Origin of the sequence: Caulobacter sp. 17J80-11 (assembly GCF_014349105.1) — a bacterium.
Classification (GTDB): Bacteria; Pseudomonadota; Alphaproteobacteria; order Caulobacterales; family Caulobacteraceae; genus 17J80-11.
Map to the genome: position 1 here is coordinate 136,218 of NZ_JACSJI010000003.1, position 17,449 is coordinate 153,666.

The window sequence follows — 17,449 nt, forward strand, 5'->3', positions numbered from 1 at the left end:
CGCAAGGCTCAGCTCACTTCCAGATCGGCGTTCCGTCGCCGGGCAGGCCCAGGCTCGCCCACATGTCGCTGACCCGGTCGACCACGGCCTGGTCCATGCGGATCTCCTCGCCCCATTCGCGCTTGGTCTCCGGCGGCCACTTGTCAGTGGCGTCTAGGCCGATCTTCGAGCCGAGGCCCGACTCCGGCGAGGCGAAGTCGAGATAATCGATGGGCGTGCTTTCGATGACGGTGATGTCGCGGGCCGGGTCCATCTTGGTCGACACCGCCCACATCACGTCCTTCCAGTCGCGGGCGTTGATGTCGTCGTCCACGACGATCACCCACTTGGTGTACATGAACTGGCGCAGGTAGCTCCAAACCCCCAGCATCACGCGCTTGGCGTGGCCGGGGTAGGCCTTCTTCATCGACACCACGGCGATGCGGTAGCTGCAGCCCTCCGGCGGCAGCCAGAAGTCGGTGATCTCCGGGAACTGCTGGCGGATCAGCGGGATGAACACCTCGTTGAGCGCCTCGCCCAGCACCGAGGGCTCGTCCGGCGGACGCCCGGTGAAGGTGGTCAGGTAAATCGGGTCCCGGCGCATGGTCACGGCCGTGACCTGGAACACCGGGAAGCGCTCGACCGAATTGTAGTAGCCGGTGTGGTCGCCGTACGGGCCCTCGTCGGCGTACTCGTCCAGCAGGACGTGGCCTTCCAGCACGATCTCGGCCTGGGCCGGGACCATCAGCGGCACGGTCTTGGCCGGCACGAGGTCGACCTTGGCCCCGCGCAGCAGGCCGGCGAACTGGTACTCCGACAGGGTGTCCGGCACCGGCGTGACGGCGGCCAGGATGGTGCCCGGGTCCGCCCCAAGCACGGCGCAGGCGGGCAGGGGCTCGCGTTTGCCCTCCTTCTTCCAGCGGCCGTAGTGCTGGGCCCCGCCGCGGTGGGCCAGCCAACGCATGATGCAGCGGTCCTTGCCCAGCACCTGCATGCGGTAGATGCCGAGGTTGAAGTCGTCCTCGCGCGCGTCGGACGGGCCCTTGGTGACCACCAGCGGCCAGGTGATCAGCGGGGCCGGCTCGCCCGGCCAGCAGGTCTGGATCGGCAGCTTGGTGAGGTCGATGTCGTCGCCCTTGAGCACGACCTCCTGCACCGGGGCCTTCTTGACCACGTTCGGCCGCATCGACAGCACCGACTGCATGGTCGGCAGCATGTCCAGCGCGCCCTTCAGCCCGCGCGGCGGCTCCGGCTGGCGCAGGAACGCCAGCAGCTCGCCGACCTCGCGCAGGTCGGCGCCCGTGGTGCGCTCCTTGTCCTGCAGGGTGACGCCCATGGCCACGCGCTTGACCGTGCCGAACAGGTTGGCCAGGGCCGGGATCGGCGAGATCTCGCCGTCGGCGCGCACCGGCTTCTCGAACAGCACGGCCGGGCCGCCGGTGGCCAGCAGGCGGGTCTGGATCTCGGTCATTTCGAGCACGGTGGAAACGGGTTCCTTCACCCGCACCAGCTCGCCCTCGGCCTCCAGCCTGGCCATGAACTCACGCAAAGACCGGTAGGCCGCCATCGAACGCTCCATTCGCCGCGTCGAAGCTCTAGAGCGCCTGTCCTTGACTGTCACGCTTCCGACGCGAACCTCGGCTATGGGCCGCCGCGAGTGAGCGTGCGGAGGCGTTCGTGAGCGAGTTGGTGCTGGAATTCGAGGGCGCGGACGCGTCCACGCGGGAGTCCCTGACCACGCTCTGGAACCGCGCCTACGAGGGCTACTACGTCCCGCTCAGCTTCAAGCCGGAGCAGCTGGACCGCCACGTCCGCCGGGCCGGGATCAGCCTCGCGGCCTCTCGCGTGGGCCGGATCGAGGGCCTGACCTTCGGCCTGTCGCTGGCGGCGGTGCTGGGCGACCAGGCCTGGATCGGGGGCTTCGGGATCGCGCCGGAATTTCGTCGCAAGGGGCTGGCTGGGCGGCTGATCCAAGCTCAGTGCGAGGCGCTTCACGCCGCCGGCGTGAAGCGCACGCGGCTGGAGGTGATCGACTTCAATCCGGCGCGCCGGGTGTACGAGGCGGCAGGCTTCACCGCGCAACGCGAGCTGCTGCTGCTGGAGGGGCGGTCGCCGGACGGCGGCGAGCCGGGCTGCATGCTCAGCTTCGACGAGGTGGTGCAGGCCCACGGGGCCGCCCACGATCCCGCCCCGCCCACCTGGCGGCGCGGCCTGCCCAGCCTAGTGAAGACCCTTATGGAGGAGCGCGCGGTGATCGTCGGCGTGAAACGCGGCGACGACGTCGCCGCCTTCGCCGTCGGCGTGCCGGAGCTGTCGCGTGTGGTGCTGATCGACGCCGCCGCGGCCGACCTGCGCGCCGCCGAGGCTCTGCTGTCGGCGCTGGGCGCGCGCTGGCCGCACACGCCGCTACGCCTGGTCGATGAACCGGGCGAAGGCCCGATCGCCAAGGCCTGGACCGCCGCCGGCTTCGAGGTTCCGCTGCGGCAGGTGGAGATGGTGCGCCGCGCGGTTTAAGCCGCGTCGGCCTCCAGCCAGTCCCACACCTCGGCCCACACGCCCTGGCCGGCGGCGCGGAAGGCGCCGTCGTGGCCGAGGCGCCTGGCGCCGTAGTCGCGCGGGCGGCGCTCGATCAGCTCGGTGGGGGCGTTGGGGAAGAGTTCGAGGATGTCACGCGCCGCCGCGGGGGTGGCGATCGGGTCGTCGGTGAAGGCCCAGGAGCGGATCGGCGCGGTGACCGCACCGAACCGGTGCCAGCCGAAGCGGCGGTCCAGCTCACCGGCGAAGTAGCGGCTCTGGTGGGACCAGCGCCGCCAGGTGGTGAACACGCCGCGCGGGAGGGCGGTGCCGCCCCACATGCCGCCGGCCGGGATGTAGCCCCTGGTCGCCAGGCAGGCCGGCCCGTACAGCCACCAGAAGAACACCTCGCGCGGTCGGTGGCTCAGGTGGTGGCGCGGGCCGTAGCCGGAACCGACCGCCACGAAGGCGTGGCGCGAGATCCGTTCGTGGTTGCGCATGAAGCCGACGAACTGACCGCCGGCGCTGTGGCCGACGTGGACGATCCGCCGGCCGGGCACGGCTTCGGCCAGGGAGTCCAGGGCGGCGGGCATGTCCAGCCGGCCCCAGTCGCTGTAGTCCATGGAGAAGCGCTTCAGGTCGGCGGGGGCCGAGCCGCCGATGCCGCGGCAGTCGAACACCAGCACCGCGCAGCCTCTGGCCGCCCAGGCCTTGGCGAAGCGCAGGTAGAACTCCTTCGGATAGCCGGTCGCCGGCGTGATCAGCGCCGCCAGCGTCGGCTCGGCGGGCGCGACCAGCACGCCGGCCAAGGGATGGCCGTCGTCGGCGGCGAACTGGATCGTACGGACGCTGACGTCCTCGGCTCGGGAGTTCGTTTTCATTCGAAACGATCTATCACGGCGCCCTTGCGTCAACACAAGCCTGCATTAGGACGGGGCCGAGTTCGAGGAGTCGGGGATGTCGGAACAGGACGGCGCGGCGCGGCGGCGCGCCACCTTCGTGGGGCTGAGCGCGGTGGCCATGTGGTCGACCCTCGCCCTGCTGACCACGGTGTCGGGCGAGACCCCGCCGTTCCTGCTGAACGCCCTGTGCTTCGGCCTCGCGGGCGTGCTGTCGCTGGTCATGCTGCTCGCGCGGGGCCGCAGCCTGCGGGTGCTGGCCCAGCCGTGGAAGGTCTGGGCGCTGGGGGTCGGCGGGCTGTTCGGCTACCACTTCCTCTACTTCACCGCCCTGAAAAGCGCGCCGCCCGTGGCGGCCAACCTGCTGAACTACCTGTGGCCGCTGCTGATCGTGCTGCTGTCGGGCCTCTTGCCCGGCGAGCGGCTGAAGGCGCACCACGTGGCCGGCGCGGCGCTGGGCTTCGCCGGCGCGGCGGCGGTGGTGCTGAGCGGCGGCGGCGTGTCCCTGAGCGGCGGCGCGGCGGCCGGTTATCTGGCGGCCCTGGGCGCGGCCTTCACCTGGGCGGTCTATTCGGTGCTGTCGCGGCGTCTGACCATGGTGCCGACCGACGCGGTGGCCGGCTTCTGCCTCGGCACGGCGGCGCTCAGCCTGGTCTGTCACCTGATCTTCGAGCGGACGGTCTGGCCGGACGGCGCCGGCCAGTGGCTGGCGGTCGCGGCCATGGGCCTGTTCCCGGTCGGCGCGGCCTTCTTCGTCTGGGACCATGGGGTGAAGCGCGGGGACATCCAGGTGCTGGGCGCCGCCGCCTACGCCACGCCGCTGCTGTCGACCCTGCTGCTGCTCCTGGCCGGCAAGGGCCGCGCCACCCCGGCCGTGGCCTTCGCCTGCGTGGCGGTCACCGCCGGCGCGGTGCTGGCGGCCAAGGACATGCTGTTCAAGCGCAAGGCCGCTTAAGGCCGGTCCCGCTCCCAGGCCGCGACCACGCGCTTGGGCGCGCGCGCCCGCCAGCTGCGCTCGATCAGCCCGCGCAGGGCGTCAGGCCCGGCTGCGGTCAGCCGGGCCAGGACGCACGGGTAGTCGCGATAGTGGTCGGTGAAGTGGAAGACGTCCGGCCGGCTTTCGATCAGCGCCTCGCGCTCGTCGAAGCCGATGTCTTGCAGCACCACGGTCGCGCCGTCCTCGCGCAGGCGGACCAGCAGCCTGCCGCCGACCTTCAGCGCCGGCGTGCCGTAGGAGGTCCCGTCCTCGACGCCGGGCAGGGCGCGGGCCAGGCCGCGGACCTCCTCCCAGGTCATCAGTAGGTCAGCGCAAGACCGTCCTTGCGCATCTCCGAGGCCGCGCCGTAGGCCTCCGGGCCTTTCAGGATGGCCTGGTAGCCGCCGAAGCCCCCGTCGGACGGCCCCAGCTTCCAGCCCATGTCGGCCAGGGCTTTGCGGGTCGCCTCCGGCACGCCGGTCTCCAGGTGCAGCACGCCCACGCCCTCGGCCGGCTCGCCGGTCGGCTCGGACGAGCCCTCGTGGTGCCAGCGCGGCGAGTCGCCGGCCTCCTGAACGCCCAGGCCGTAGTCGACCATGTTGGCGATGATCTGGGCCTGGCCCTGGGGCTGCATGTCGCCGCCCATCACCCCGAACGACAGCCAGGGCTGGTCGCCCTTGGTGGCGAAGCCCGGGATGATGGTGTGGAACGGCCGCTTGCCGGGCGCATAGCTGTTCGGCCGGCCCGGCTTCACGTCGAACAGCTCGCCGCGGTCCTGGAACATGAAGCCCAGCCCGTCGGCCACCAGCCCCGAGCCCATGCCGCGGTAGTTCGACTGGATGAAGGACACCATCATCCCGTCGGCGTCGGCGGTGGTGAAGTAGGTGGTGTCGCCCTTCGACGGCGCGTCGCCCGGGAACACCCGGTCCATCACCCGGTCCGGGCGGATCAGCTTGGCGCGCTGCTTGGCGTAGTCCTTGGAGGTCAGCTGCTCGATCGGGGTCTTGGAGAAGTCGGGATCGGCGAACCAGCGGGCGCGGTCCTCGAAGGCCAGGCGCTTGGCCTCGGCCTGGTGGTGCAGCGAGGCGGCCGACTGGAAGCCCATCGACTTCAGGTCGAACTGCTCCATGACGTTGAGCATCTGCAGGGTCGACAGGCCTTGGGTGTTGGGGGCCAGGCCCCAGACGTGCACGCCGCGATAGTTGGAGACCAGCGGTTGGGTCCACTCCGAGTGGTGGGCGGCCAGGTCGGCCTTGGTCATCCAGCCGCCGATCCGCTTGAAGTAGCGATCGATGATCTCGGCGATCTCGCCTTGGTAGAAGGCGTCGCGCCCGCCCCTGGCGATCAGGCGCAGGGTCCGGGCCAGGTCGGGGTTTCTGAACACCTCGCCTTCGCGCGGCGTGTGGCCCTTGGGGGCGTAGGTCTTCAGCGCGTTCTCGACCTCCTCCACGCCGGCGCCCGGCGCGGTGAAGCGTTTCATGTTGCCGTCCATGTACCAGGCGATGGTCTGCGGCACCGGCGCGCCCTGTTCGGCGAGCGCGGCGGCCGGCTCCAGCACCTCGGCCCAGGGCAGCTTTCCGTAGCGCTGGTGCAGGGTCCACCAGGCGTCGACCGTTCCGGGCACGCTGACCGAGACCGCGCCGTAGGAGGGGATGTGCCCGTCCCGGGCGCGCGCCTGCACGGTGGCCGCCGACAGCCCGCGCGGGCTGCGGCCCGAGCCGTTGAGCCCGACGACGGTCTTCAGCTTGGGGTCCCACAGCATGACGAAGGCGTCGCCGCCGACGCCGTTGGCGGTCGGCTCCAGGAAGCCCAGCGCCGCGTTGGCCGCGATCGCCGCGTCGACGGCGGAGCCGCCGCGGCGCAGGGTGTCGATCGCGATCATGGTCGCCATCGGGTGGGCGGTGGCCGCCGCGCCGTGCGTTCCCCAGACCGCCGAGCGGCCGGCGAAGCTGGCGCCCGAGATACGGTCGCCCGGGTAGACGCCGGGATAGACCGTCGGCGCGGCGTTCGCGGCGGCGGACGCCAGGGCGGAAGCCGGCAGGGCCAGCATGAAGGAACGGCGACGCATGTTGGCCCCCCAACGACAGGACTATCGTCCCGCATAGAGGAGCAAGCGTCGCCGTCGGGCAAGCGGCGAAACCGCTCAGTGCTGGACGGGAATGCGCAGCGCCTGGCCGGGATAAATCTTGTTCGGATCCGACAGCATCGGCCGGTTGGCCTCGAAGATGGCCTGGTACTTGTTGGCCGAGCCGTAGAATTGCTGGGCGATGGCCGACAGGGTGTCACCGGGCTTCACCGTATAGAACTGGCTTTCCGGCTCGATGCGCGGCGGCGGGGCGGCGGCCGCGCCGGCTTGCGGGTTGGTCTGCGGCACGGCGGTGCGGACCTGGGCGGCGGTCGGCGCGGCGATGCGGATGTCGTCGTCGACCTTCTCCACGCCCTTCACGTTGCCGACGATCAGGATGGCCTTTTCGCGTTCGGACTGGCTGTCGGCGATTCCCTTGATGGTGACCGTCTCGCCCTTGACCTTCAGGTCGAGGTTCTGGAGCGTGACGCCGTGCTTCTGCAGCGCCTGGGTCAGATCCTTCTCGTCCGGTCCGCCCATGCCGATGGCGTGGCGCAGGCTCTCGCCGGCGTCGCGCGCGAAGTTGAACAGTCCCATCTGCGTCTCCGATCGATACTGAAGCCGGTGGCGGGCGAGGGCTGGCCGCCCGCGCGGAAGGCGGGCTTATGACGTTCGCGGGCGACGGATCGTTCCCTGTTACGGTTCTGGGCGCGACCAGCCTGGTCGGCCGCTTCGCCCTGCCCCGACTGGCGGCGGCGGGCCGACGCGTGGCGGCCGTGAGCCGGCGGCCGGGGGAGGCGCAGCCGGACGTGGACTGGATCGGCGCCGACCTGGAGGGACCGGAGCTCGCCGCCCTGCCGGCGGCGCGCGAGGTGCTCAGCCTGTCGCCGATCTGGCTGCTGTCGACGCGCGTGCTCGAAACGCTGCGCGACCGCGGCATGACCCGGCTGGTCGCGTTCTCGTCGACCAGCCGCTTCACGAAAGAGCGTTCGCCCGATCCGGCGGAGCGCGCCGTCGCCGCCCGCCTGGCCGACGGGGAGGCGAGGGTGGAGGCGTTCTGCGCGACGTGCGGCGTCGCGTGGACCGTCCTGCGTCCGACCCTGATCTACGCCGAGGGCCTGGACCGCAACGTCAGCCGCCTGGCGGGCCTGGCCCGGCGTTTCGGCGTGCTGCCCCTGTCAGGGCACGCGCGGGGCCTGCGCCAGCCGGTTCACGCGGACGACCTGGCGGCCGCTGCGGTGGAGGCCTTGGGGCGGGAGGCCGCGTTCGGGCGCGCCTACGACCTGCCGGGCGGCGAGACCCTGAGCTATCGGGCTATGGCGGAGCGGGTGTTCGCGGGGCTGGGTCGCACGCCGCGGATTCTCAGCGTGCCGAAGTCCGTCTGGCGGGCGGGGCTGGCCGTGGCCGCGCCGCTGCTGCCCGGCGTCGGCGCGGAGATGGGCGAGCGGATGGACCAGGACTTGGCCTTCGACGGCGCGGACGCCGAGCGCGACCTGGGCTGGGCCCCGCGTGCGTTTAGGCCGCGTTTCGACGCGCCTTAATCGTCCTTCTTCGGGTCCTTGCCGGACTTGGCGGCGTCGGTCCGCCGCTTGCCGGCCCGCAGCATCAAGAGGGCCAGCAGGCCGTCCTTCTTGCGTTCGTCGTCCTTGCCCTTGGCCATCGTGGTGTCCCTCAGCCGTACGGGGACGATGACGCGGCGAAGCTCCGACGGCAAGGGCTGGGCGAACGCGGTTAGCTCAGTCCTGGTCTTCGCGTTCGTGCGCGTCCAGCGCCTTGCGGGCGCGCTGGCGCTCGGCTTCGTCCACCGCGCGGTCGGCCTTGGTGCGGCCGTGCTTGGCGCGGTTCTCGACCGCGCGCGCCTTGTCGGCGTCGCGGGCCTTGGCCTTGCGGGCCTTGTTGAGGTTGACGATTTCGCCCACCGGTCAGCCTCCGTTCCCATCAAAAAGCGCCCCGCTGGGCGGATCGGCGATGAAGACGATATCGGCGCATCCGGGCGCCTGGGGCAAGCGCCGCCTGCCGGAATAGGGGCTGGAACGGGGGCCGTCCGGCCGCCGTTCTCCCGCGGAGACCACAGGCGGGTCCGGATCGCCGTCGCGCACGCATCCGGGGCCGTGTCAGTAGAGGAGTACCGCCGTGGCCGACACCAGCTCCATTCGCGAACACATGGAGGTCATCGCCTCCGACGGCGGCCACGTCGGCCGCGTGGACCACATCCTGGGCACTGAGATCGAGCTCGCCCGGTTCGACTTCGGCTCAGGCCTGAAGCACCACATGATCCCCACCAGCTGGGTCGACCGTGTGGACGACGCGGTGCACCTGAACGTGACCCGTGAGGAAGCCAAGGCCAGCTGGCACGCGAAGCACTGACATGACCGCAGACATCTACGCCATCCAGGAGCACATGGAAGTCATCGGGTCGGACGGCCGCCACGTCGGCGACGTCGATCATGTGCTCGACCGCGACATCAAGCTGACCCGCCGCGACTCAGAGGCGGTGGACGGCAAGCACCACCTGATCCCGTTCGACTGGGTCGACCGGGTCGCGCCCAACGAGCGCAAGGTGTTTCTGAACTGCACCCAGTCCGAGGCCGAGGCGCGCTGGCGCCCGGTGCAGTAGCGGCCCGGCTTACGCCGAATTAATCGCCCGCCCGCTCGACAGCCGGGCGGTTCTGAAGCACGGCTTGGACAGGGTTCGAGCTTCGGAGACCGTCCGTGCGCTTTCTGCTGAACGTCGTCTGGTTCATTCTCGGCGGCTGGATTTCCGGCCTGCTCTGGCTGCTGGGCGGCCTGCTGCTGGCCATCACCGTCGTGGGCCTGCCCTACACGGCCGCCGCCTGGCGGATCGCCGGCTTCGCGGCCTGGCCGTTCGGTCGGGAGATCATTTCGCGCGAGCACGTCAGCGGCGAGGACATCGGCACCGGGCCGGTCGGCTGCGTGCTGAACGTGATCTGGTTCGTGCTGGGCGGCTGGTACATCGCGCTTTCGCACCTGCTGATCGCCGTGGCCGAGTTCGTCTCGATCATCGGCATCCCCTTCGCCCTGAAGGACCTGGAGCTGGCCGGCGTGGCCCTGGCCCCGATCGGCAAGGTGGTGGTCGACAAGCGCTGACGAAAAAGGCCCGCCGGATCGCTTCGGCGGGCCTTCGTTTCAGCTGATCCTGGACCGGATCACTCCGGCGCGATCATCTTCTCCGGACGAACGACCGCGTCGAACTCTTCGTTCGTCACGTAGCCGCCGCCGACGGCTTCTTCGCGCAGCGTGGTGCCGTTCTTGTGGGCGGTCTTGGCGATCTTGGCGGCGTTGTCGTAGCCGATCTTGGGCGCGAGCGCGGTGACCAGCATCAGCGAGCGCTCCAGGCCCGACTGGATGTTGTCGAGGCGCGGCTCGATGCCGACCACGCAGTTCTCGGCGAAGCTGACCGAGGCGTCGGCCACCAGCCGCACCGACTGCAGGAAGTTGTAGGCCATCACCGGGTTGAAGACGTTCAGCTCGAAGTGGCCCTGCGACCCGGCGAAGGTGATGGCGGCGTTGTTGCCGAACACCTGCACGCAGACCTGGGTCAGGGCTTCCGACTGGGTCGGGTTGACCTTGCCCGGCATGATCGAGGAGCCCGGCTCGTTTTCCGGCAGGCTCAGTTCGCCCAGGCCCGCGCGCGGGCCCGAGCCCAGGAAGCGGATGTCGTTGGCGATCTTGAACAGCGAGGCGGCGACCGTGTTGATGGCGCCGTGGCTGAACACCATGGCGTCGTGGGCGGCCAGGGCCTCGAACTTGTTCGGGGCGGTCTTGAACGGCAGGCCGGTGATGCCGGCGATCTTCTCGGCGACCATCTCGGCGAAGCCGACCGGGGCGTTCAGGCCGGTGCCGACGGCGGTGCCGCCCTGGGCCAGCTCCATCAGCCGCGGCAGGGTCTGCTCGATGCGCTCGATTCCCAGCTGCACCTGCATGGCGTAGCCCGAGAACTCCTGGCCCAGCGTCAGCGGGGTGGCGTCCTGGGTGTGGGTGCGGCCGATCTTGATGATGTGGGCCCAGGCCTTGGCCTTGTCGTCCAGCGCCTTGTGCAGGATGCGCAGCGCCGGCAGCAGGCGGTTCACGATCTCTTCGGCGCAGGCCACGTGCATGGCCGTCGGGAAGGTGTCGTTGGACGACTGGCTCATGTTGACGTGGTCGTTGGGGTGGACGGGCTTCTTGGAGCCCATCTCGCCGCCCAGGATCTCGATCGCCCGGTTCGAGATCACCTCGTTGGCGTTCATGTTCGACTGGGTGCCCGAGCCGGTCTGCCACACGACCAGCGGGAAGTGCGGGGTCAGTCGGCCCTCGATCACCTCGTTCGCGGCCTGGACGATGGCGGCGCCGATCTTCGGATCGAGGCGGCCCAGCGCCATGTTGGTCTCGGCGGCGGCGCGCTTGACCACGCCCAGCGCGCGGACGATCGGCTCCGGCTGCTTCTCCCAGCCGATCTTGAAGTTGCCGAGGCTGCGCTGGGCCTGAGCGCCCCAGTACTTGTCGGAGGCGACCTCCAGCGGTCCGAAGGTGTCTGTCTCGGTGCGGGTCGTGCGCGGCGACATGGGGAGGGCCTCGGCTTGCGGTTGTTCGACGGGCGCGCGGTTTAGCACGCGACGGCGGCCGAACAAGGCGGAGAGGAAGCGGAACATGGCGATCCGTAGTGGCGGCGGGTTCAGCGACCACTTAAAGGTTCGGCCTCGCTTGTGACTAGGAGCTTCGCCTGATGAGCGCGGAAGGCTCCGCTTCCGACTGGATCGCCTGGGGCAAGGTGCGCGCCCGCGAGGAGGGCGGCGGCCTGGAGATGGTGGTCGACGGCCTGACCACCCAGGCCAAGTACTACAAGCCGTTGATCTACGAGTTCTTCCGCAAGGCGTGGCGCGGGTCGCGCCCGGCCTGGGGCGAGTTCTCGGTCGAGATCTATATGGAATACGTGGGCGAGCCGCCGTGGCTGGACCTGGACAACCTGGCCAAGGCCCTGCTGGATTCGATCAAGGGCTACGCCTTCCACGACGACGCCCAGGTCGGCCGCCTGCTGGTCGAGCGCCGCCCGGGCGAGCGCGAGCGGATCCTGATCCGGGTGTCGCGGCGCGGCTAAGGCCGGTCGAACCGCATCAGCGGCAGCATCATGCGCAGTTCGCCGCCGACGAAGGTCTGCGGCTCGGAGGGCGGGGCCATGTCCTGCTCGTCCTCGCGCTGCACCACGCAGGCCTTCACCGCCTGGGCCAGGGTCATGAAGTCGGCCGACTTCGGCAGGGACTCCAGCACGCAGGCGTCGAAGAACGGGTAGCGGTCCTTCTCGCCGCATCCGAATGAGCTGCGGTCGGCGCGCGCGGCGGTCAGGATCATGCGGTTGGGGCCGGACAGCGTCGGCACGAACACGCCCGAGAAGCAGGCGGAGATGATCGCCACGGTCGGCCGTGAGCCGCAGGCCTCGGTCAGCATGCGGTTCAGCGTCTTGGGGGTGAGGGTGTCGTTCGGGCCGTACACCGCGCCGGCGGGCGAGCCGTGCGAGCTGATGTAGAACAGGCAGCCGCCCGTGGCCTTGCGGGCCGTCTCGGCGAAGCCGGCGGCGACCTGGTCGGGCGTGGTGACCGGGGAATTGGACGGCCGCAGCGAATACTCGCGCAGGTTCTCGGCCGAGAAGCCGGCCTTCAGCAGGGCGGCGCCCACGTCGCGGCGGACGTTCTCGAAGGCTTCGGTCGACTGTCCCTCATGGGCGCGCCAGTCGCCGGCCACTACAACCGCGGCCCAGTCCCGGAACGGACCGCCCGAATCAGCCGCCAGAGCGGCCGATTGCGCGAACGCCCATCCGAACAGCGCCAGCACGCAAGCCAGAAGCGATCGCCGCATGGGCTCCTCCCTGCGGCGGTCAGCATAGGCTCGAACGGCGACGCTTTTGAAGCCCCGAAGAACGCCGTTCCCCGGGGGGCGGGGTCACTTCTTGCGGAAGTGGTCCAGCGACACGACCTTGGGCGCGCTCTCGTCGGACGCGGCCTCGCCGGCGTGCTCGGGCGCGGCGTGGGGCTGCACGGCCTCGGCGGGTTCCGGCTCCGGCGCCTCGAACTGCAGCAGGAACTGCACGCTCGGGTCATAGAAGCGGGTGACGGCGGTGTAGGGCGCCGACAACCGGCGGGGCTGGCCGCCGAACTTCAGGGTGACCGAGAAGAAGGTCTCGCCCGGGGCGAGGTCCCAGTACTGGTGCTGGAGGACGATGGTCATCTCGTCCGGGTACTTGGCGATGATTTCCGGGGGGACGGTGACGCCCGGCGCCTGGGTCTTGAAGGTGATGTAGAAATGATGCTGGCCCGGCAGCCCTTCGGGCGCGGCCGCTCGTTTCAGCGCCGCCTTCACCACGCCGCGCAGGGCCTCCTGCGCCAGCGCGTCGTAGCGCATCTCGTCCTTCGGAAACCCGTCTTGGTCCATCTACGCCTCTTCCGCCCAGCCCGCGGGAAACTAACGCCTCGGCTCCTTACGGCAAAGCCGCTCGCCCAAGGCGCGACCGAGACCCGCAAGCATACATCAAATGAACGCGCCGCGCTCGCCCAAGGAGGGTGAACGAGCGATGAAATTCTTGTCGGGAGGGAGAGGGGCCGGCTTCCTGCGGATTACGCTGCGGAGGCGGCGAAAGTGGGGGAGTTCTGTTGCCAGGCCTCCCCCGAGCCCCGCCTGGGGATCTGAACCCCCAGGGCTTTAGGTCGAACTCACCGGCGCCGCATTACGCAGCGACAGCGAACTCTTCAGCGAAGTTATCGTTCGCAGTTAGTAAATGACCCGAAACGGTGGGTCAGGCCGAGAGAAAGCAACGCCTTTACACGTCCGTCGATGCTGATCGGCCCCATGCTTTCCCGCCGATAACGCGGAGGAAGGTGATGGTGGAGCCGCCGGGAATCGCACCCGGGTCCGGTCCGCTTATTTCGCGCGCGTTTATCCCCATAGTCCGGTCGAAACCGGACAGGTTGAATATAGGGACGCGATCGGCGAAGCGGAAGACCCTGCGGAGCGATCAGCCCTTCGCGCCGGTCGACCCGAGGCTGCGCTGCATGTCCTGGTTCATCAGCTGGTTTTCCAGCTCGATGCGGTCCCACTCGGCCTTGGTCTTGCAGATTTTCGAGGTCCGCTTGGCCAGCCGCGTGCCGGTCTTCTTGGCGGTCTTGCAGATGATCTTGTCAGGATCGGTGTCGGTGGCGCTCGCCGCGCCCGACGTAGCGGCGGTGCTGGTGGCGGCGGGAGCGTCTTCCGCAGCGGCCGCGGAAAACGCCAGGGACGACGCGATAAGCGCGGCGGCGGACAACAGACGGACGCTCAATTCACCCTCCAACAATCGGCGTATCTGATCGACTTTCACGTTATGCGCGTAGTTTCGTTCTGTGAAGGGCGTTCAGACGCAAAATCTGGGCCACTCAGGGGTCTGGTTGCGCAGCCATGTGAGCTGGCGTTTGGCGTAACGACGGGTCTCCTGGCGCCCCAGCGCCGCGGCGTCCACCAGCGAGAGCTCGCCGGAGAGATGGCGGCCCAGTTCGCGCAGGCCCACCGCCTTCATCGCCGGCAGGTTCGGACCCAGGCCGCGGGCCAGCAGGGCGCGAGCCTCCTCCAGCGCGCCTTCGGCCAGCATGGCGTCGAAACGGGCGTCGCAGCGGGCGTAGAGCACATGGCGCGGGGGCTCGATCACCAGCGCCTCGTAGCTGCCGGCCGCGAGCCGGGGCTGGGTGTCCGCCTGCCAGTCGCTGAGCGCGCGCCCGGTGGCGGCGTGCACCTCGAAGGCGCGGGCCAGCCGCTGGCGGTCGCCGGGCGCGATGCGGGCGGCGGCGGCCGGGTCGCGCTCGCGCAGTTCCGCGCGGAAGGCGTCCTCGCCCAGTTGCTCCAGCCGCGCGCGGGCCTCGGCACGCACCTCTTCGGGGATGGCGGGCACGTCGGCGAGGCCGCGGGTCAGGGCGCGGAAGTAGAGGCCCGTGCCGCCGACCACGACCGCGGTGCGGCCCTCGTCGGCGATCTCGTCCAGCGTCGCGGTCGCCGCTTCCAGCCAGCGGCCGACCGACCAGGTTTCCGACGCGTCGGCCACGCCGTAGAGCCGGTGCGGGACGCGCGCCTCCTCCTCGGCCGAGGGACGGGCGGACAGCACGCGCAGGTCGCGATAGATCTGCAGGGCGTCGGCGTTGACGATCACGCCGCCGGTCGCCTCGGCCACGCGCAGCGCCAGGGCGGACTTGCCGCTGGCGGTGGGGCCGGCGATCAACCTGACCTTGGCGGAGTCGCTCAGCTTCACGTGTCCTTCGTCTTGCGTTGCGGCGCGGGCGCCCGGATATGAAGCCCGCCTGCAGCCCCCGCAAGGAAAACCCCATGGCCGACACTCCCGATCGCGACGCCGTCCTGGCCGCGCTGGATCGCGTGACCGACCCGAAGAGCGGGCAGGGCCTGGCCCAGGCGGGGCTGGCGCGCGGCCTGGCGCTGGGGCCCGGCCGGGCCGGCTTCATGCTGGAGGTCGCTCGCGAGGACGCCGCGCTCTACGCGCCGGTCCGTGAACAGGCCGAAGCCGCCTTGCGCGCCGTGCCCGGCGTGGAGCGGGCCCAGGTGGTGCTGACCGCCGAGGGCGCTGCGTCCACACCGGCCCGCCCCAAGGGCGCGCGCCTGTCCGACGCCGCGGCCGACCAGGGCCGGCCCAAGGCCCCGGTCGCCGCCGGCCGGCCCGACCACGTCAAGGCGGTGGTGGCGGTGGCCAGCGGCAAGGGCGGGGTCGGCAAGTCGACCGTGGCGGTCAACCTGGCCTGCGCCCTGTCCAAGCTCGGCCTGTCGGTCGGCCTGCTGGACGCCGACGTCTACGGCCCCTCGGCGCCGACCATGTTGGGCCTGAAGGATCCGCCGCAGTACGCCGACAAAAAGATGGTCCCGCTGGAGGCCTGGGGGCTGAAGGCCATGTCGATCGGCCTGCTGGTCGATCCGGAGCAGGCCATGATCTGGCGCGGGCCGATGGCCAGCCAGGCGATCACCCAGATGCTGAACGAGGTGCGCTGGGGCTCGGAAAATGCGCCGCTCGACGTGCTGATCGTCGACTTGCCGCCCGGCACGGGCGACGTGCAGCTGACCCTGGTGCAGAAGACCAAGCTGGACGGCGCCGTTGTGGTCTCGACCCCGCAGGAGGTGGCGGTCGCCGACGCGCGGCGCGCCGTGACCATGTTCGAGAAGATCGGCACGCCGGTCCTCGGCCTGGTCGAGAACATGGCCTACTTCCCCGATCCTTTGACCGGCGCGCCGATCCCGATTTTCGGCCGCGGCGGCGCGAAGGCCGAAGCCGAACGGGTCAAGGCGCGCTTCCTGGGCGAGGTGCCGATCGACATGGCGCTGCGCGAAGGCGCGGACGCCGGCCGCCCGCTGGTCGCCGCCGCCCCGGACTGCGCGACCGCCCAGGTCTTCCTTGAGATCGCCGGGCTGGTGCGCGATCGGCTGGTGACGATGAAGGTCTGAGTTCATTTCCCTTCTCCCCTTGCGGGAGAAGGTGGCCGGCGGAGCCGGCCGGATGAGGGGTGCCCGCGCCGCATTATCAGGATGAGAGGCGTGGTCCCGCTCGACGTTCAAACGTCGCGTCGACACCCCTCATCCGACGCGCTCCGCGCGCCACCTTCTCCCGCAAGGGGAGAAGGAGATTCACCGCCGCTCCAGCACCCGGAACACGAAGCCGTGGTCGTCGCCCTCGGCCGGCGCGTGCGCTTCGCGGCGGACCTCGGTCCACTGGGCGTCGTCGAAGGCCGGGAAAGTCGCGTCGCCTTCCGGCTCGGCGTCGACCTCGGTGACGTAGAGCCGCTTGGCGCGCGGCAGGGCCAGCTCGAACAGGGCCGTGCCGCCGATCACGCAGACCTCGTCCACGCCGTCCTCGGCCGCCTGCTCGCGGGCGATCTGCACCGCCTCCTCGAACCGCTCGCACACGATCGCGCCCTGCGGCTCGAACGAGCCGTCGCGCGACAGCACCAGATTCAGCCGTCCGGGCAGCGGTTTGCGAGGCAGGCTGTCCCAGGTCTTGCGGCCCATGACGATCGGCTTGCCCAGCGTCACCTGCTTGAACAGGGCCAGGTCCGACTTCAGCCGCCAGGGCAGTGCGCCTTCACGGCCGATGACGCCGTTCCTGGCGCGGGCGACGACGAGGGCGAGGTGGGGCAGGCTCATGGTCAGACCGCCACCGCAGCCTTGATGTGCGGGTGGGCCTGGTAGCCCTCCAGCACGAAGTCCTCGAAGGCGAAGCCGAACAGGTCGGTCTTCGGCGCAATCTGCATGCTCGGCAGCGGGAACGGCTCGCGGGTCAGTTGCAGCCGGGCCTGGTCGACGTGGTTCAGATACAGGTGCGCGTCGCCGAAGGTGTGCACGAACTCGCCCGGCTTCAGGCCGACCACCTGCGCCACCATCATGGTCAGCAGGGCGTAGGAGGCGATGTTGAACGGCACGCCCAGGAACACGTCGGCCGAGCGCTGGTATAGCTGGCAGGACAGCTTGCCGTCGGCGACGAAGAACTGGAACAGGCAGTGGCAGGGCGGCAGGGCCATGTCGTCGACGTCGGCCGGGTTCCAGGCGCTGACGATGTGGCGGCGGCTGTTCGGGTTCTTCTTCAGGCCCTCGACCAGCCTTTCGATCTGGTCGATCGAGCGGCCGTCCGGGGCCGCCCACGAGCGCCACTGCTTGCCGTAGACAGGGCCCAGCTCGCCGTTAGCGTCGGCCCACTCGTCCCAGATGCTGACCCCGTGCGCCTTCAGCCAGGCGATGTTGGTCTCGCCGCGCAGAAACCACAGCAGTTCATAGACGATCGACTTCAGGTGCAGCTTCTTGGTGGTCAGCAGCGGGAAGCCCTGCCCGAGGTCGAAGCGCATCTGGCGGCCGAACACGCCCAGCGTCCCGGTGCCGGTGCGGTCGCCGCGCTCGACCCCGTTGGCCAGGATGTCGGCCAGGAGGGCGAGGTACTGGCGCTCCGGATGATCCGGGGCGGCGACGGCGAGAGGCTGGGACACGGCGTTCATGGCGGGGAACATCCGG

General features: G+C 70.3%; 22 protein-coding genes and 1 other RNA gene. 8 read left to right on the forward strand and 15 right to left on the reverse strand.

Annotated features, from left to right (window positions below; genetic code table 11):
- Nucleotides 1–13: 13 nt before the first annotated feature.
- Nucleotides 14–1,546 carry a UbiD family decarboxylase gene (locus tag H8B08_RS04700; RefSeq protein WP_187449048.1) on the reverse strand — a complete coding sequence of 511 codons (1,533 nt, stop codon included), beginning with the start codon at nt 1,544–1,546 and terminating at the stop codon, nt 14–16.
- Between the two features lie 110 nt (nt 1,547–1,656).
- On the opposite strand from H8B08_RS04700, the gene H8B08_RS04705 reads away from it, so the two are divergent.
- On the forward strand, nt 1,657–2,493 hold the full coding sequence (locus H8B08_RS04705) for a GNAT family N-acetyltransferase (protein WP_187449049.1): 837 nt from the start codon (nt 1,657–1,659) through the stop codon (nt 2,491–2,493).
- Here the strand turns inward: H8B08_RS04705 and H8B08_RS04710 are convergent.
- Complete coding sequence (locus H8B08_RS04710; RefSeq protein WP_187449050.1) at nt 2,490–3,374, reverse strand: serine aminopeptidase domain-containing protein; 885 nt, start codon at nt 3,372–3,374, stop codon at nt 2,490–2,492. The genes H8B08_RS04705 and H8B08_RS04710 overlap by 4 nt on opposite strands.
- Before the next feature lie 76 nt (nt 3,375–3,450).
- Here H8B08_RS04710 and H8B08_RS04715 point away from each other — a divergent pair, with 76 nt between their 5' ends.
- Nucleotides 3,451–4,347, forward strand: coding sequence for a DMT family transporter (locus H8B08_RS04715; protein WP_187449051.1), 897 nt, complete (start codon nt 3,451–3,453; stop codon nt 4,345–4,347).
- Here H8B08_RS04715 and H8B08_RS04720 read toward each other — a convergent pair.
- The 3 genes from H8B08_RS04720 to H8B08_RS04730 all read right to left on the reverse strand — a co-directional run bounded on the left by H8B08_RS04720 (nt 4,344) and on the right by H8B08_RS04730 (nt 7,030).
- Nucleotides 4,344–4,688: an MmcQ/YjbR family DNA-binding protein gene (locus tag H8B08_RS04720; RefSeq protein WP_187449052.1), complete on the reverse strand. Its 345-nt coding sequence runs from the start codon at nt 4,686–4,688 to the stop codon at nt 4,344–4,346. The genes H8B08_RS04715 and H8B08_RS04720 overlap by 4 nt on opposite strands.
- Nucleotides 4,688–6,436: a gamma-glutamyltransferase gene (gene ggt / locus H8B08_RS04725; RefSeq protein WP_187449053.1), complete on the reverse strand. Its 1,749-nt coding sequence runs from the start codon at nt 6,434–6,436 to the stop codon at nt 4,688–4,690. The genes H8B08_RS04720 and ggt overlap by 1 nt, the downstream gene beginning before the upstream one ends.
- A gap of 75 nt (nt 6,437–6,511) precedes the next feature.
- Complete coding sequence (locus H8B08_RS04730) at nt 6,512–7,030, reverse strand: LysM and BON domain-containing protein (RefSeq protein ID WP_187449054.1); 519 nt, start codon at nt 7,028–7,030, stop codon at nt 6,512–6,514.
- Between the two features lie 68 nt (nt 7,031–7,098).
- Between H8B08_RS04730 and H8B08_RS04735 the strand changes: the two genes are divergently transcribed.
- On the forward strand, nt 7,099–7,974 hold the full coding sequence (locus tag H8B08_RS04735) for an NAD-dependent epimerase/dehydratase family protein (RefSeq protein WP_187449055.1): 876 nt from the start codon (nt 7,099–7,101) through the stop codon (nt 7,972–7,974).
- Here the strand turns inward: H8B08_RS04735 and H8B08_RS19055 are convergent.
- On the reverse strand, nt 7,971–8,093 hold the full coding sequence (locus H8B08_RS19055; RefSeq protein ID WP_255500661.1) for a hypothetical protein: 123 nt from the start codon (nt 8,091–8,093) through the stop codon (nt 7,971–7,973). The two genes, H8B08_RS04735 and H8B08_RS19055, sit on opposite strands and share 4 nt — an antisense overlap.
- Nucleotides 8,094–8,169: 76 nt before the next feature.
- Entirely contained in the window at nt 8,170–8,352 is a 183-nt protein-coding gene (locus H8B08_RS04740; protein WP_163260708.1) for a DUF4169 family protein, read from the reverse strand.
- A gap of 214 nt (nt 8,353–8,566) precedes the next feature.
- Here H8B08_RS04740 and H8B08_RS04745 point away from each other — a divergent pair, with 214 nt between their 5' ends.
- The 3 genes from H8B08_RS04745 (at nt 8,567) to H8B08_RS04755 (ending at nt 9,541) form a co-directional block, all read left to right on the forward strand.
- Nucleotides 8,567–8,800: a DUF2171 domain-containing protein gene (locus H8B08_RS04745; protein WP_187449056.1), complete on the forward strand. Its 234-nt coding sequence runs from the start codon at nt 8,567–8,569 to the stop codon at nt 8,798–8,800.
- A gap of 1 nt (nt 8,801) precedes the next feature.
- Nucleotides 8,802–9,050 carry a DUF2171 domain-containing protein gene (locus tag H8B08_RS04750; protein ID WP_187449057.1) on the forward strand — a complete coding sequence of 83 codons (249 nt, stop codon included), beginning with the start codon at nt 8,802–8,804 and terminating at the stop codon, nt 9,048–9,050.
- A 95-nt stretch (nt 9,051–9,145) separates the two neighbouring features.
- Entirely contained in the window at nt 9,146–9,541 is a 396-nt protein-coding gene (locus tag H8B08_RS04755; protein WP_187449058.1) for a YccF domain-containing protein, read from the forward strand.
- 59 nt (nt 9,542–9,600) lie between these two features.
- On the opposite strand, the gene fumC is transcribed toward H8B08_RS04755, so the two are convergent.
- Nucleotides 9,601–10,998, reverse strand: a complete 1,398-nt coding sequence (fumC, locus tag H8B08_RS04760) for a class II fumarate hydratase (protein ID WP_187449059.1) — start codon at nt 10,996–10,998, stop codon at nt 9,601–9,603.
- A gap of 161 nt (nt 10,999–11,159) precedes the next feature.
- On the opposite strand from fumC, the gene H8B08_RS04765 reads away from it, so the two are divergent.
- A complete protein-coding gene (locus H8B08_RS04765) occupies nt 11,160–11,531 on the forward strand; it encodes a RusA family crossover junction endodeoxyribonuclease (RefSeq protein WP_187449060.1) in 372 nt (123 codons plus the stop codon).
- Here H8B08_RS04765 and H8B08_RS04770 read toward each other — a convergent pair.
- The 5 genes from H8B08_RS04770 to miaA form a co-directional block, all read right to left on the reverse strand.
- Complete coding sequence (locus tag H8B08_RS04770; RefSeq protein ID WP_187449061.1) at nt 11,528–12,286, reverse strand: C13 family peptidase; 759 nt, start codon at nt 12,284–12,286, stop codon at nt 11,528–11,530. The two genes, H8B08_RS04765 and H8B08_RS04770, sit on opposite strands and share 4 nt — an antisense overlap.
- A gap of 84 nt (nt 12,287–12,370) precedes the next feature.
- Nucleotides 12,371–12,859 (reverse strand): SspB family protein, encoded by a 489-nt coding sequence (locus H8B08_RS04775; protein ID WP_255500662.1) that lies wholly within the window; start codon nt 12,857–12,859, stop codon nt 12,371–12,373.
- A 203-nt stretch (nt 12,860–13,062) separates the two neighbouring features.
- Nucleotides 13,063–13,428: a transfer-messenger RNA gene (ssrA, locus tag H8B08_RS04780) on the reverse strand.
- Between the two features lie 11 nt (nt 13,429–13,439).
- Nucleotides 13,440–13,742: a hypothetical protein gene (locus tag H8B08_RS04785; RefSeq protein ID WP_187449062.1), complete on the reverse strand. Its 303-nt coding sequence runs from the start codon at nt 13,740–13,742 to the stop codon at nt 13,440–13,442.
- Between the two features lie 72 nt (nt 13,743–13,814).
- Nucleotides 13,815–14,693, reverse strand: a complete 879-nt coding sequence (miaA, locus tag H8B08_RS04790; protein ID WP_187449188.1) for a tRNA (adenosine(37)-N6)-dimethylallyltransferase MiaA — start codon at nt 14,691–14,693, stop codon at nt 13,815–13,817.
- An 80-nt stretch (nt 14,694–14,773) separates the two neighbouring features.
- Here miaA and H8B08_RS04795 point away from each other — a divergent pair, with 80 nt between their 5' ends.
- Nucleotides 14,774–15,895, forward strand: coding sequence for an Mrp/NBP35 family ATP-binding protein (locus H8B08_RS04795; RefSeq protein WP_187449063.1), 1,122 nt, complete (start codon nt 14,774–14,776; stop codon nt 15,893–15,895).
- 180 nt (nt 15,896–16,075) lie between these two features.
- On the opposite strand, the gene H8B08_RS04800 is transcribed toward H8B08_RS04795, so the two are convergent.
- Together H8B08_RS04800 and H8B08_RS04805 are read right to left on the reverse strand one after the other, a co-directional pair.
- Entirely contained in the window at nt 16,076–16,591 is a 516-nt protein-coding gene (locus H8B08_RS04800; protein ID WP_187449064.1) for a dihydrofolate reductase, read from the reverse strand.
- A gap of 2 nt (nt 16,592–16,593) precedes the next feature.
- Nucleotides 16,594–17,433 (reverse strand): thymidylate synthase, encoded by an 840-nt coding sequence (locus tag H8B08_RS04805; protein WP_187449065.1) that lies wholly within the window; start codon nt 17,431–17,433, stop codon nt 16,594–16,596.
- Nucleotides 17,434–17,449: the final 16 nt, after the last annotated feature.

Excerpts from the sequence above, each read along its gene's own strand:
- H8B08_RS04730 (WP_187449054.1), bottom strand. The coding sequence starts at position 7,030 with ATGGGACTGTTCAACTTCGCGCGCGACGCCGGCGAGAGCCTGCGCCAC.
- H8B08_RS04795 (WP_187449063.1), top strand. The coding sequence starts at position 14,774 with ATGGCCGACACTCCCGATCGCGACGCCGTCCTGGCCGCGCTGGATCGC.
- H8B08_RS04800 (WP_187449064.1), bottom strand. The coding sequence starts at position 16,591 with ATGAGCCTGCCCCACCTCGCCCTCGTCGTCGCCCGCGCCAGGAACGGC.
- H8B08_RS04715 (WP_187449051.1), top strand. The coding sequence starts at position 3,451 with ATGTCGGAACAGGACGGCGCGGCGCGGCGGCGCGCCACCTTCGTGGGG.
- H8B08_RS04775 (WP_255500662.1), bottom strand. The coding sequence starts at position 12,859 with ATGGACCAAGACGGGTTTCCGAAGGACGAGATGCGCTACGACGCGCTG.
- H8B08_RS04765 (WP_187449060.1), top strand. The coding sequence starts at position 11,160 with ATGAGCGCGGAAGGCTCCGCTTCCGACTGGATCGCCTGGGGCAAGGTG.
- H8B08_RS04770 (WP_187449061.1), bottom strand. The coding sequence starts at position 12,286 with ATGCGGCGATCGCTTCTGGCTTGCGTGCTGGCGCTGTTCGGATGGGCG.
- H8B08_RS04700 (WP_187449048.1), bottom strand. The coding sequence starts at position 1,546 with ATGGCGGCCTACCGGTCTTTGCGTGAGTTCATGGCCAGGCTGGAGGCC.
- H8B08_RS04710 (WP_187449050.1), bottom strand. The coding sequence starts at position 3,374 with ATGAAAACGAACTCCCGAGCCGAGGACGTCAGCGTCCGTACGATCCAG.
- fumC (WP_187449059.1), bottom strand. The coding sequence starts at position 10,998 with ATGTCGCCGCGCACGACCCGCACCGAGACAGACACCTTCGGACCGCTG.
- H8B08_RS04805 (WP_187449065.1), bottom strand. The coding sequence starts at position 17,433 with ATGAACGCCGTGTCCCAGCCTCTCGCCGTCGCCGCCCCGGATCATCCG.
- H8B08_RS04720 (WP_187449052.1), bottom strand. The coding sequence starts at position 4,688 with ATGACCTGGGAGGAGGTCCGCGGCCTGGCCCGCGCCCTGCCCGGCGTC.
- H8B08_RS04735 (WP_187449055.1), top strand. The coding sequence starts at position 7,099 with ATGACGTTCGCGGGCGACGGATCGTTCCCTGTTACGGTTCTGGGCGCG.
- ggt (WP_187449053.1), bottom strand. The coding sequence starts at position 6,436 with ATGCGTCGCCGTTCCTTCATGCTGGCCCTGCCGGCTTCCGCCCTGGCG.
- H8B08_RS04750 (WP_187449057.1), top strand. The coding sequence starts at position 8,802 with ATGACCGCAGACATCTACGCCATCCAGGAGCACATGGAAGTCATCGGG.
- H8B08_RS19055 (WP_255500661.1), bottom strand. The coding sequence starts at position 8,093 with ATGGCCAAGGGCAAGGACGACGAACGCAAGAAGGACGGCCTGCTGGCC.